Raw genomic sequence first — 13,316 nt, forward strand, 5'->3', positions numbered from 1 at the left:
GGGAGAGTAGGTCGCCGCCAGTTTTTTTTCAAACTCCTCAGTCTTATGACTTGAGGAGTTTTTTTATGCACTATATTCAAGAATATCATTCATTATACAGAAAAGAATAAATCCTAAAAAATCCTTCCATTTAAGATTCAGTATGACTCTCTTCTTAAATCAAAATCTGAAGGTTAGCTCAAATGAATATCTTTGAAAATAGAATTTGAGTATGGTATCCTATAAGGGATATCTTTCCAATAAGCAATAAGAATATTCCAGACTTCTTATTTGTATCCTAAACGGATACCTCTCAAATAGGCAACAAGCAGTAAGAATATTCGAAAGCCTAAGTACTACGCCAAGATTCTAGACTCAAAATTATTCATTCATTCATAATACAATCTTTATATTAAGAAAAATCTTTTTCTCTTAATCACCCAGATAATAATGGAAACTTCGAAATAAAATACAAGAGTTGATGGATGGGGTGGTAGAAACTTATTGTTTAGAGTTAATTCAATATTTTATTTGTCCTTATCAATGTTTATTTTCCACCAGATATACTTAGCGTAAATAAGAACAGTTATATACTTCTTGCAATTGTAATCAACAAATTCAAAAGATTTTTGATAAAACTTTTTTAATGAATTCTTATTTTAATAAAAGACAAATAGATACACTTTATAAAAGTCTCTATACTTTTACTACTGTAAAAATAAATCAAAAAAATAAATGTTATATAATCTAAAAAAAGTTTATACAAAATAGAAATTGACTTAAAATGCAAAAGAATTTATCTTTTGATCACTCATCATAACTTTTATCAATATATCATGACATCTATTTTTTCCTGTAAGCCGCCATGTTGTAACTAAATTTTCTGAGGAAAACTGTTGCCTAATGATAATAAATTTAAGGTTGTTTTCTTTAAATAGGTTTTCACAATATTGAAGACCTTCTTTATTTGAAACAACAATTTTATATTCTCGTATTTTGTGATTGCTATCGATGAAATTCTGAAAGTATGTGAGTGAACTTAAAATCAACAAGATTAAAACAGTTCCTAAAAGTGATAGATAAACATATCCTGAACCTAATGCCATTCCTATTGATGCTGTAGCCCAAATTGTTGTTGCTGTCGTAATTCCGTCGATTTTGTTGTCTCCTTTGAAAATTACTCCTGCGCCAAGAAAACCTATTCCGGTAATAATATTTGCAGCTAATCGATCTGGGTCCTTAACGCCTATTTTTATGGAAAGAATGGTAAATAGACATGATCCGAAACATACAAGAATAAAAGTTCTTAATCCTGCAGATTTATTCCTGTATTCTCGTTCTGCGCCGATACATAGACCAAGTAATACTGAAAAGAAAATCAGTAAGAGTTCGTTTTGAATAGAGTGGTCTTTAAGAAAATCCATTTAATAGTTTAATGAAATAAAGTTACGCTAAATTATAATTTTAAATCCATTTTAAGTTTGATGCCATTGTACAAGCCTCAGTTGTATTAGAAACGCGCATTTTTTCAAGAATATTCTGTCTGTGACGATTTACTGTATTAATACTAATGAACAAAATTTCTGCAATTTCTTTACTTTTTTTTCCTTGCTGAATCATTTTTAAAATTTCTTTTTCACGAAGTGATAGAAAAGTGGAATTTTCAGACTCTGTTTGATGAATAATAGCTCCGTTTGAAGTATTGACAATCATCCCGAAGTATGATTGATCCTGAAAGAAATTGAAATGATAGAGGCAAAGTGCCAGTTCCACATTGTTCTGATTAGAATTTGAAAAATAAAACATTTTATGAATCAAAGATTGCGAACTATTCAAAATTCTTAATCTGCTCATTACGCAAAAGTCACTGCGTTTTTCAAAGGGAATTGTTTTCATCATCTGAAAAAACTGAAGTTCTAATACATGTTTCTGTAAAATATCTTCGGGATTGAGTTTGTTAAAAAGTTCATCTTCCCAAATGCTTTCAATTTCTTGAGCATCTTTTTTCTGAAAAATCTGTAATTCATCCGCCAACTTTCCCGAGTAAATATAACTTCTATTGTTTTTGAGGTCGCTTAAAATAGCAATTCCGTTTTCGAGTTTTGCAAAGTCCTTTCCTGCTTTTTGCCATTGTTCTAGCTGCAGTTTTTGAATTTCTTCGTTTTTGGAGAAATTTTGTTGCAAAAGATGGTTTTGAAGGTTAGTTTGGATAGCTTTCATTTTTAAAATATCATTGTCAATTTTTTTTTCAGAAACATATTCTTTCTAAATCCTTCTTTATTCGGAACTTCTTTAATCATATTTAATAAAAAATGGTTATTAATCAGTATTGATAATAAAATTCAAAGCCTTTATTTTTGTTTTGTTATTAATGTAAAAATACAATGAATAATCTGAACGAAAAACAAAAAATGCTTTCTGGTGAATTATATGATGCAGGTGATGCCACTTTAATTGAGGAAAGGAAACTATGTAAAGATTTGTGTTTCGAATACAACCATCTATTACCATCTAAAATTGAAGAAAGAAAAAGCATAATTAAAAATCTTTTCGGGAAAACAACAGATAAATTTCTTATCGAACAACCATTTTACTGTGATTACGGTTACAATATAGAGATTGGTGAAAATTTTTATACCAATCACAATGTCATTATACTTGACTGTGCAAAAGTGACTTTTGGTGATAATGTATTCATCGCTCCCAACTGTGGATTTTATACAGCAGGACATCCTTTAGATGTAGAAAAAAGAAACAAGGGTCTGGAAGACGCAAAACCCATCATAGTTGGAAACAATGTTTGGATTGGCGGTGGTTGTACCATTCTTCCCGGCGTTACCATTGGTGATAATACTGTAATTGGCGCAGGAAGTTTGGTTACGAAAGATATTCCTGCAAATGTTCTGGCTTTCGGAAATCCATGTAAAGTCATTCGGGAAATTTAGAATCTTTTAAATTCACATTGGTATTCTGATTTAGGATATTAAAAATAATAATCAGTGAGATCAAATGTAATATTTAAATATAAGAAATGAAAAAAATAATATCTGCGTCTTTTATAGTTTTATCTTTTTTCGAAGAACTGAAAGCTCAATCTTTAGAAAAAATGACATGGTTCAATGAGCCTTCTCAATGGGAAATCAAAGATAAAAAACTTATAATGACCGTGACTCCTCAAAGCGATTACTGGCGAATTTCACATTATGATTTTACGGTTGATGATGCCCCATTTTATTATTCCACCTATGGAGGAGAATTTGAAACGAAAGTGAAAATTACAGGTGATTACAAAGCCCGTTTTGACCAAATGGGATTGATGCTGAGAATTGATGAGCAAAATTATATTAAAGCAGGAGTGGAGTTTGTAGATGGAAAATTTAATTTAAGTACCGTTGTAACCCATAAAACCAGCGATTGGAGTGTAATTGTTTTAGATAAGACGCCACCTTTTGTCTGGATAAAAGCAGTTCGTAGATTGGATGCAGTTGAGATTTTTTATTCATTTGATGATAAAGAATATGTGATGATGAGAAATGCTTATCTGCAAGACAATATTCCCGTTAAAGTGGGTTTCATGGCGGCAAGTCCGGATGGAAATGGTTTTAAAGCAACCTTTGAAAATTTTTCGGTAAAGCATCTTCCGGATCAGCGTCGTTTGGAATGGCTGAAAAAGAATCAATAATCATAAAACTCTCAGATTGATTCTGAGAGTTTATTTTTAGGAGCCGGGAACCTGCTCTTCACTGTATCTTTTGCTACACTTCGTTCCACAAAAGGATGTCGTTGCGATCAGGGCTAAATTTTTCGTTATACTTACAAATTTTTGCAGATCATAGACATTAACCTTAATCTTAATCTTAGCCTTTCTATCCTATCAAATCCAAAAACTGTTGTTCATCCAAGATCGTAATCGTACCGATATCCTGAGCTTTTTTCAGTTTACTTCCTGCTTTTTCGCCAACAATAAGATAATTCAGATTCTTTGAAACGGCAGAAATATTTTTACCGTTGTGCTTTTCAACCATTTCTTCGGCAGATTCTCTTGTAAAAAGAGATAATTTTCCTGTAAACAAAAATGTTTTTCCTTCTAAAACATTAGATAAAACTTCATTCGTATTTTCGCCTTTCTCTAGCTGAACTCCGTAAGATTTTAATCGTTCAAGCATTAAGATATTTTCAGAATTATTGAAGAAATCTACAATACTTACTGCGATTTTCATCCCAATATCTTCAACCTGACACAATTCTTCTGCAGTTGCATTTTTCAAATCGTCAATCGTGTTGAAATTTTTCACTAATTTTTTAGCAACGGTTTCTCCGACGTGTTTAATTCCGATTCCGAATAAAACTTTCTCAAAAGCAATTTCTTTTGATTTTTCAATTCCGTCTATGATATTTTGAGCAGATTTTTCAGCCATTCTTTCAAGCGGCAGAAGTTGTTCTTTTGTTAAAGCATAAAAGTCTGCAGGATTTTCAATCAGCCGTTCTTTATAAAGCTGTTCAATCGTTTCGCTTCCTAAGTTATCAATATTTAAAGCCTTCCTAGAAACGTAATGAATCATTCTTCCCACAACTTGTGGTGGACAATGTAAATCATTCGGACAAAAATGGATTGCCTGATCTTCTACTTTTACCAATTCAGTTCCACATTCCGGACAGTTCTTGATATATTCTAATTCTTTGCTTTCGGAAGTTCTTTTCTCAGTATTTACGCCAACAATTTTTGGTATAATTTCACCTCCTTTTTCTACATACACAAAATCATTTTCATGTAAATCGAGTTTTTTGATAATATCTTCATTATGCAAAGAAGCTCTTTTTACAATCGTTCCAGCTAATAAAATAGGCTTCAGATTGGCAACAGGAGTAATAGCGCCCGTTCTACCAACCTGGTAAGAAACACTTTGTAATTCGGTTTCTACTTTTTCGGCTTTAAATTTATAAGCCATTGCCCAACGTGGGGATTTTGCAGTGTAACCAAGCTGTCTTTGTTGTTTTAAAGAGTTTACTTTTAAGACAATTCCATCAATTTCAAAAGGTAAATTGTGTCTTTCAACATCCCAAAAATTGATAAATTCTTTTATTTCGTCTAAAGTTTTACACAATTTTGCCTGATTGGAAATTTTGAAACCCCAATCTTGAGCTTTATGCAGCAATTCCCAATGAGATTCTGCAGGAACTTCACCTGAAACAAACTGATAAAGAACTGATGAAAGTCTGCGTTTTCTTACTTCACCGCTGTCCTGCATTTTTAAACTTCCGCTTGCTGTATTTCTTGGATTCATAAAAGGATCAAGACCATCTTCTTCACGGAGTTTATTAATTTTTTCGAAATTTTTTCTCGTTAAATAAATTTCACCTCTCATAAAAAAACTTTCAGGAAAATCTCCTGTCAGTTTTAGCGGAATATCTGAAATTGTGCGAACATTTGCTGTAATTTCATCTCCTTGAAATCCGTCGCCACGAGTTACGGCTTGTGTCAGCTTTCCGTTTTCGTAAAGGATAGAAATCGAAGCACCATCATATTTTAACTCAGCAACAAATTCTACGGGTTCATCAATTGTTTTGATGATACGTTTCTCCCAGTCTTCCAAATCATCAAAATCGTAAGAATTATCCAGAGAATACATTCTGAACTGATGCTGAATAGTCGGGAAAATCTTTGTAACTCCACCACCAACACGAATTGTAGGTGAATTATCATCGTGATATTCCGGATATTTTCCTTCCAAATCCTGAAGCTCTTTTAACAGAAGATCAAATTCCATATCAGAAATAGTCGACTCATCCAAAAGATAATAGTTTTCGTTATGCTGATGAAGTTCTTTTCTTAATTGCTCAATTTTATGCTGAATGTTTTCGGACATGGGTTTTTTATCTTTTCAACAAAAATAATAAGTATTGCGGAGAAAATGGCGATTAAAATTAAGATTAAATTCAAGAAATGTTTAAATTCATTTTAAAGCTAATCAGGAATCTCTTTCTACCTTTGCGCTCAAATCTATTTATATCATTATCTTGTTTTAAATTTCAGTTTTAAAACAGATTTCATTCTAACTGAAAAAATAATAATGCAGAAGAATAATTAAATTATGAAAAAGTTTATCTTAGGGTTTGCAGTTTTAACGACAGCTTTTATGAATGCACAAACTCAAATTATCGCACACAGAGGTTATTTTCAAACCAATCCTCCAACAACAGAAAATTCTATCAAAGCGTTAGAGAATGCTCAGAAATTAAAAATCTATGGAGCTGAGTTTGACGTGAGAATGACGAAAGATGGGGTTTTGGTTATCAATCATGACGAACATCACGGTAAAATGATTATTGAAGAAACCGATTTTAAAGAATTGGAAAAATTAAAACTTTCAAATGGTGAAAAGCTTCCAACCTTAAAAGATTATTTGAAACAAGGGAAGAAAGACAAATCTTTGAAGCTAATAATCGAAATTAAACCGATTAAATCTCAGGAAAAAGAAAATGAGATTGTGGCAAAAACCATTAAAATGGTGAAAGATATGAAGCTTGAATCTCAAAGCGAATTTATCTCGTTTAGCTTAAATATCTGTAAGGAAATTAAAAATATTGAACCTAAATTTAAAGTTCAATATCTGAATGGAGAATTATCTCCTGAGCAAATCAAGAATGAAAATTTAGACGGCTTGGATTATCATTTCAGTGTTTTTCAGAAAAATCCAACTTGGATTTCGGAAGCAAAAGCTTTGGGATTAATTACCAATTCCTGGACTGTAAATGATATGAAAGTTTACGAAGAATTGAAAGCTCAAGGAATTGCATTTATTACCACCAATATTCCGGATCAGCTGAAAGGGAAATAATTAAGCTAAAATAAATTCAAAATATAAATCTGTCTCAAACCGAGGCAGATTTTTTCTTTAAGTACAGATTATTTTAAATATAAAATACTTTGTGGTATTTATATGTTATGTTTTATTTTCTCAAGAAAAGACAATAAAGGTATGTGAAAATAAGTCACTATTTATATTAAAATATGTTCATTGTTTTAATTCGCTGTTAGCTAAAAGTTTATGCAAATTCGTTAATCATAAATTAATATGGTGTTTAAAAATTATTTAAAATATGTTAAAATCCTATTAAAGTTATGCTCATCATAGCTTTCTAATTTTGCGCAAACAAAAAGTATATGCGTAAAGAGACTCAAAAATTACTTTTTTTATCTGTTTTGGGATTGGTGAGTGTAAATATTGCGGCTCAACAGCAGGTAAAGAAAGATTCCATCAAAACGATCGACGAAGTTGTAGTGACAGCTCTTGGTATCAAAAGGCAGGATAGATCTTTAGGATATGTTGCAGAAACCATTAAGTCTGACGAATTATTAAAGACTCAGAACAACAACTGGTCACAGGCATTGGAAGGAAAAGTTGCCGGTCTGAAAATCCAGACAGCGGGAGCGGGGCCATTAGGAAGTTCGATTATTAAATTGAGAGGTGATATTTCAATGAATCCTGATCAAAATAATGCCTTAATCGTTGTAGATGGAGTTCCTTTAAACAATAATACAACCGGAACCGGTTTCTCATCATACGGAGCAGGAGCGAAAGCAGATTTACCAATCGATTATGGAAATGGAATTAATACCATAAATCCTGACGATATTGAATCTGTTACGGTGCTGAAAGGTTCTACTGCATCCGCATTATACGGTTCAAGAGGAGCGGGTGGTGCAATTATGATCACTACAAAATCCGGGAAAAGCAGAAAAGGAAAAGTTCAGGTAAGTTTAAATTCTTATTCGAGCTATGATACGGTTTTGAAATGGCCGGATTATCAGTATGAATATGGTCAGGGAACGATGCAGAAAGATACAAAAGGAAATTATTTCTATTCATATCAAGCTTCTGCAGATGGTGTAAATACAGGTGGAACGAGTAGTGCTTTCGGCCCAAGATTCGCAGGGCAGTATTATTTTCAGTATGATCCGACAATAGAAGGGCAAAGTGCGGAAAGAAAATTGTGGCAACCTTACAAGAATAATATTAAAGATTTCTGGGAAACAGGAACTACTTTTTCAAATAATATTTCGGTTGAAGCTTCCAATGACAATACAGCATTCCGCTCTTCTCTCACTTATTTAAAAAATGAGTGGATGATGCCAAATACAGGCTTCGACAGATTTAATGCAGCGTTTTCAGTTGATCACAAACTGAGTGAAAAACTAAAAATGGGTATTAAATTAAATTATAATAAAACCAAGAGTGATAATTTACCTGCTACAGGATATAGCAATCAGTCAATTTCATATTTCATGATTTTCCAGAATCCGAATGTTGATTTGTCATGGTACAGACCGATCTGGAAAAGCGGACAAGATCAAGTTGATCAGGTGCATCCTTTCAGTTCATTTATTGATAATCCTTATCTCATTGCTTATGAAATGTTAAATGGTGTTGATAAGAACTTTCTTACCGGAAATGTAAATCTTAATTATAAGATTACCAAAAACCTTGAGGTAATGGTAAGATCAGGAATGGAACTGAATAATGAACTGCGTACTCAGAAAAGACCTTGGAGTTCTGCAAATTACCTTCAGGGAATGTACAGAGAGCAACATATAAGATTAATGGATCTTAATAATGATATCTTATTTACTTATAAAAAACAGTTTAACGAAGATTTCGATTTCAGTGCATCGGTTGGAGGAAATATCCGTTACACGGAATATACGATGAATGATTATTTAGCGGAAGGCTTGCTAAAACCGGGTGTTTACACAATGCCAAATGCAATATCAACCATTATAAAATTTGCAAAGCCAAACGACAAACAGGTAAATAGTACTTATGCTTTAGCAACTTTGGGATATCAGAATAAAATGTTTTTAGATCTTACAGCCAGAAATGACTGGAGCAGTACGTTGCCAAAGGAAAACAGATCCTATTTCTATCCATCGGTAGGTACATCATTTATCCTTTCAGATATTTTTAAATTGACTTCAGATAAATTTAATTACTGGAAACTGAGAGCTTCATGGTCAAAAGTAGGAAATGATACAGATCCTTATTTATTGATTAAATATTATAACAACAGTGATTTCAATGGTTCAGTAGAATCTCCGTCACTTTATCCAAATCCGAATCTTCGACCAAACATGATTACGAATATGGAGGCAGGAATGGATATAAGTATTCTTAAAAACAGAATCAATTACACGATTACTGCTTATCAGAACAATTCAAAAGATCAGATTGTAAAAATCCCGACTTTATGGGAAACCGGATACAGTAACAGAATGATTAATGCTGGAGAAGTAAGAAACAGGGGTTTAGAAATGACTTTGAATACATTTCCTGTCAGAAACAAAAACTTTTCATGGAGCGTAAATGCAAACTGGTCGATGAACACAAACAAAATTTTATCTCTTCCCGAAGAATTTAAGGGTGAACCTTACACAATGGGAAGTGTAGGTGGAGTAGTTTATTATAATGCTTTCGTAGGCGGATCGTTAGGAGATATGTATGGATACGGATTGATGTATTCTCCGGATGGACAGGTAATTTATAATGCTACAGATGGTTTAACTGGTAAACCGACTCAAATGAAAAAGATAGGAAATGCGTATGCAAAATGGCGTGCAGGAATTCAAAATGAATTCAAATACAAAAATTTTACAGTAAGTTTCTCATTTGATGGTCAGTATAAAGGGATGGCTTATTCGCAATCGCATCACAAGATGTCGGAGCAGGGGAAATTAGGTCATACATTGGCTGGAAGAGATAATCCGGGAGGTTTAATTATCGGAAATGGGGTTGTACAAAATCCTGATGGCTCTTTCTCTCAAAATACAAAAGGTATTTTGGCTTCGGCATACTATGCAGATTATTATAGAAGAGCCAATGTAGAAACAAATACTTTCGATACTTCTTTCATTAAATTAAGAGATGCAAGAATCGCTTATACTTTCCCTAAAAATATTACCGAACAGCTAAAAATCACAGATCTTACACTGTCATTATTTGGAAGAAACCTTTGGATGTGGACGAAGTTTCCATTATTTGATCCTGAAGCTGCAACCCTCAATGATAATCAAATTACACCAGGTGTTGAGATGGGACAATTGCCAACAGCGAGAACAGTAGGTATTCAGCTTAACGTTAAATTTTAAAATTTTAATCATGAAAAAATTACTTTTAAATATAGTATTAATTGCAGGAATCAGTATGATCTCAGTTTCTTGTGACAGAAATCTGGATGAAGTAAACGTTGATGAAAGCAGGATAAATGAACCTGTTGCTTCAAAACTTTTGGTTCCTATACAATACAATATGGCGGCTGTCAATTATATGCGGGCAAACGATTTTACATTCGATATTATGCAGGTTTCACTCGATTTTCCGAATGAGGGAAATACTTTGAGCAGATACAATATTACAGAAAATACAGGTGCCGGTTTTTGGAATAACAGCTATAAATGGCTTAAGCAAATTAAAGACATGAGAGATGCCGCAGAAAGAGATAATGACCCCAATTATCGGGCAATTTCTATGGTGCTAAATGCATGGGTTTATTCTAATCTTACAGATACTTACGGTGATGTTCCTTTTTCTGAAGCGTCAAATCTGGATGAAGGAGTTACTCAACCAAAATTTGATAAGCAGAAAGATATTTATGTGAAATTGTTGGATGAATTAAAAGCAGCTAACTCACTTTTTGTAACAACTAAAACGCTTACAGGTTCGGATATTTTCTATAAAGCAGAAAGTGATGTAAACGGAATTATAAACTGGAAGAAATTCTGTAATTCTCTTTCGTTAAGATTATTAACGAGGATATTAAAGAAAAACGGAGAAGTTAACGTCAATGAAAGAATCTTAGAAATTGTAAATGATCCTACAAAATATCCTGTTTTCCAAAGCAATGCAGAAACGGCAAAAGTAATTGTGACGGGAGTTGCACCGATACTTCCTCCGATTGCAAGACCGCAGGATTTTACGACGGGAAGAGTAGCTTCGGAGTTTTTTGTGGAAACACTAAAGGCAAATAACGATCCCAGAATGGCTTTGTTTTTTGGTCAGGCTAAAAATATTGCGCCACCGCAGGCAAATATTGGCTACAAAGGTGCTCCTACAGGATATGCGTATGGAACAACTTTCAATTATCAGCCATCCAATATGAATCAGAATTTAGCAAAAGCTCCGCTGAATATTTTGATTTTCCCGTATGCTGAATTACAATTTATCCTTTCTGAATTGTCTTTTAAAGGAATTATTCCCGGAAACGCACAAACTTTCTATGAAAACGGTGTAAAGGCAACAATTGAACAATGGGGAGCAACTGTTCCTGCAAACTATTTTGCCAATTCAAATGTGGCATATAATAATTCTTTAGAGAGAATCATGCTACAAAAATATGTTGCTTTGTTTTTTGTAGATCAACAGCAATGGTTTGAAAAAAGAAGAACAGGGTTTCCGGTGCTTCCAAATAACGGAGGGCTTTTAAATAATGGTGTACTTCCTTCACGATTAATGTATCCTCCGAATCCGAGAGTTTTAAATTCAACAAATTATCAGGCGGCTGTTCAGCAAATGGGAGGTGATAATATCAACGTAAAAATGTGGTGGAACCAGTAATTCTAAATTAATCAATAATCTAAATCAACATGAACTTAAAATATATAATTCCGTCATTGCTAATATCATCAATGGCACTTTCACAAACTTCAGTTTCAGGATATGTCTTTGAAGATTCAAATAAAAATCAGAAAAAGGAAAACCGAGAAAAAGGTATTGAAAATGTTGCCGTATCCAACGGAGCTCAGGTTGTTTTAACCGATAAAAATGGAAAATACAGCTTATCAATCGCAGAAGGACAAACTGTTTTTGTGATTAAACCTTCAGGATACATGGTAGCTTTAAATCAAAACAATTTACCACAATATTATTATCAATACAAACCAAAAGGTTCGCCTTCAGATTTTAAATATAAAGGAACTGCACCAACCGGAACACTTCCGAAAGAATTAAATTTCGCTTTAAACAAGCAAAACGAAAGCAAAAATTTTGACATCTTAGTTTTTGGAGATCCACAACCTTACACAGAAAAACAGCTTGATTATTTCAAAAGAGCGATTGTAAATGAAGTAAAATCAAACAAGAAAAATGCAGTTTTCGGAATCAGTTTGGGTGATTTGGTGGGCGATGATTTAAGTCTTCAAAAACCTTATGCCGATGTAATGAAAGAAATTGGTTTGCCTTGGTACAACGTGATGGGAAATCATGATATGAATTATGATGCGAAAGAAGATCAGCTTTCAGATGAAACTTTTGAAGCAACTTTCGGTCCTGCAAACTATTCTTTCAACTACGGAAACGTACATTTTATGGTACTTGACGATATTCTTTATCCGGATCCAAGAGATGGAAAAGGATATTGGGGTGGTTTCAGAGAAGATCAGATTCAGTTTATAGAAAATGATTTGAAACACGTTGATAAAAACAAACTGATTGTGGTTTCTTTCCATATTCCTTTGGATCATAATAACGAAGATAACTTCAGAAATGCAGACCGTCAGAAATTATTTGATGCTTTATCACCATTTAAAAACGCATTGCTTTTATCGGCTCATACGCATATTCAACAGCAGATTTTCTACGGAAAAGCGCAAGGCTGGACTAATGCTAAAGATCTTCACGAATATAATGTAGGAACAACTTGTGGCGATTGGTGGTCTGGAACTTCAGATGAAATCGGTTTGCCAACTTCGACAATGAGAGATGGTACTGCAAAGGGTTATTCTTTTATCAGTTTTAATGATAATGAATATAAAGTGAAATACAAAACTGCAGGAAAACCGGATGATTATCAGATCCAATTGTTTGTACCAAAAGTAATTCCTCATCCGTCAAAAACTTCAGCAAAAGTTTTGGCTAATTTCTTTATGGGAAGCAAAAAAGACAAAGTGCAATACAGAATTGATGGCGGAAAATGGGAAGATATGGAATACAATGAAACCATCGATCCCAACTTTGCAATGTCAGTTTTTAAATGGGATACTACGAATGATTTGTTCCCTGGAAGAAGACCATCAAATCCCGAACAGTCAAAACATATTTGGGCAGGTGGTTTTGGAAATAAATTAACTCTCGGAAAACATAAAGTTGAAGTAAAAGCTAAGGATATGTACGGAAATGAGTTTACTGCGACAGAAGAATTTGAAGTTCAAAACTCAATTCTTATACCTTAATTAAATTTTTCTTTTATATATTACTTTCAAGAAACCAGCTTATTCGTAAGTTGGTTTTGTTTTGAAATAGAATTTGCAGATCATTAATTTTTATTAAATCAAATTGATAAACACG

General features: G+C 33.1%; 9 protein-coding genes. 6 read left to right on the top strand and 3 right to left on the bottom strand.

Going from position 1 to position 13,316, the window contains the following annotated elements; translation table 11 throughout:
- Positions 1-758: 758 nt before the first annotated feature.
- Together OEA66_RS18125 and OEA66_RS18130 are read right to left on the bottom strand one after the other, a co-directional pair.
- On the bottom strand, positions 759-1,403 hold the full coding sequence (locus OEA66_RS18125; protein ID WP_267282727.1) for an MgtC/SapB family protein: 645 nt from the start codon (positions 1,401-1,403) through the stop codon (positions 759-761).
- Between the two features lie 40 nt (positions 1,404-1,443).
- The gene (locus OEA66_RS18130; protein WP_267282728.1) at positions 1,444-2,199 is read right to left on the bottom strand and encodes a response regulator transcription factor; all 756 of its coding nucleotides are present in this window, start codon (positions 2,197-2,199) and stop codon (positions 1,444-1,446) included.
- 164 nt (positions 2,200-2,363) lie between these two features.
- Between OEA66_RS18130 and OEA66_RS18135 the strand changes: the two genes are divergently transcribed.
- Together OEA66_RS18135 and OEA66_RS18140 are read left to right on the top strand one after the other, a co-directional pair.
- Positions 2,364-2,924, top strand: coding sequence for a sugar O-acetyltransferase (locus OEA66_RS18135; RefSeq protein WP_267282729.1), 561 nt, complete (start codon positions 2,364-2,366; stop codon positions 2,922-2,924).
- 86 nt (positions 2,925-3,010) lie between these two features.
- A complete protein-coding gene (locus tag OEA66_RS18140) occupies positions 3,011-3,661 on the top strand; it encodes a DUF1349 domain-containing protein (RefSeq protein WP_267282730.1) in 651 nt (216 codons plus the stop codon).
- A 184-nt stretch (positions 3,662-3,845) separates the two neighbouring features.
- Here the strand turns inward: OEA66_RS18140 and ligA are convergent, their stop codons facing one another.
- On the bottom strand, positions 3,846-5,846 hold the full coding sequence (ligA, locus tag OEA66_RS18145) for an NAD-dependent DNA ligase LigA (protein WP_267282731.1): 2,001 nt from the start codon (positions 5,844-5,846) through the stop codon (positions 3,846-3,848).
- A 225-nt stretch (positions 5,847-6,071) separates the two neighbouring features.
- On the opposite strand from ligA, the gene OEA66_RS18150 reads away from it, so the two are divergent.
- The 4 genes from OEA66_RS18150 to OEA66_RS18165 all read left to right on the top strand — a co-directional run bounded on the left by OEA66_RS18150 (position 6,072) and on the right by OEA66_RS18165 (position 13,201).
- Entirely contained in the window at positions 6,072-6,818 is a 747-nt protein-coding gene (locus OEA66_RS18150; protein WP_267282732.1) for a glycerophosphodiester phosphodiesterase family protein, read from the top strand.
- Positions 6,819-7,144: 326 nt separating this feature from the next.
- Positions 7,145-10,123 (top strand): SusC/RagA family TonB-linked outer membrane protein, encoded by a 2,979-nt coding sequence (locus OEA66_RS18155; protein ID WP_267282733.1) that lies wholly within the window; start codon positions 7,145-7,147, stop codon positions 10,121-10,123.
- 10 nt (positions 10,124-10,133) lie between these two features.
- Positions 10,134-11,588: a SusD/RagB family nutrient-binding outer membrane lipoprotein gene (locus tag OEA66_RS18160; RefSeq protein ID WP_267282734.1), complete on the top strand. Its 1,455-nt coding sequence runs from the start codon at positions 10,134-10,136 to the stop codon at positions 11,586-11,588.
- A 29-nt stretch (positions 11,589-11,617) separates the two neighbouring features.
- Positions 11,618-13,201 carry a calcineurin-like phosphoesterase C-terminal domain-containing protein gene (locus tag OEA66_RS18165; RefSeq protein WP_267282735.1) on the top strand — a complete coding sequence of 528 codons (1,584 nt, stop codon included), beginning with the start codon at positions 11,618-11,620 and terminating at the stop codon, positions 13,199-13,201.
- The last annotated feature ends 115 nt before the right edge of the window (positions 13,202-13,316 follow it).

The sequence above is a fragment of the Chryseobacterium luquanense genome (assembly GCF_026460945.1).
In the GTDB taxonomy this organism is placed as follows: Bacteria; Bacteroidota; Bacteroidia; order Flavobacteriales; family Weeksellaceae; genus Chryseobacterium; species Chryseobacterium luquanense.

Bases quoted from the DNA above. Each gene is read 5' to 3' on its own strand.
- OEA66_RS18125 (WP_267282727.1), bottom strand. From the start codon at position 1,403: ATGGATTTTCTTAAAGACCACTCTATTCAAAACGAACTCTTACTGATT.
- OEA66_RS18130 (WP_267282728.1), bottom strand. From the start codon at position 2,199: ATGAAAGCTATCCAAACTAACCTTCAAAACCATCTTTTGCAACAAAAT.
- OEA66_RS18135 (WP_267282729.1), top strand. From the start codon at position 2,364: ATGAATAATCTGAACGAAAAACAAAAAATGCTTTCTGGTGAATTATAT.
- OEA66_RS18140 (WP_267282730.1), top strand. From the start codon at position 3,011: ATGAAAAAAATAATATCTGCGTCTTTTATAGTTTTATCTTTTTTCGAA.
- ligA (WP_267282731.1), bottom strand. From the start codon at position 5,846: ATGTCCGAAAACATTCAGCATAAAATTGAGCAATTAAGAAAAGAACTT.
- OEA66_RS18150 (WP_267282732.1), top strand. From the start codon at position 6,072: ATGAAAAAGTTTATCTTAGGGTTTGCAGTTTTAACGACAGCTTTTATG.
- OEA66_RS18155 (WP_267282733.1), top strand. From the start codon at position 7,145: ATGCGTAAAGAGACTCAAAAATTACTTTTTTTATCTGTTTTGGGATTG.
- OEA66_RS18160 (WP_267282734.1), top strand. From the start codon at position 10,134: ATGAAAAAATTACTTTTAAATATAGTATTAATTGCAGGAATCAGTATG.
- OEA66_RS18165 (WP_267282735.1), top strand. From the start codon at position 11,618: ATGAACTTAAAATATATAATTCCGTCATTGCTAATATCATCAATGGCA.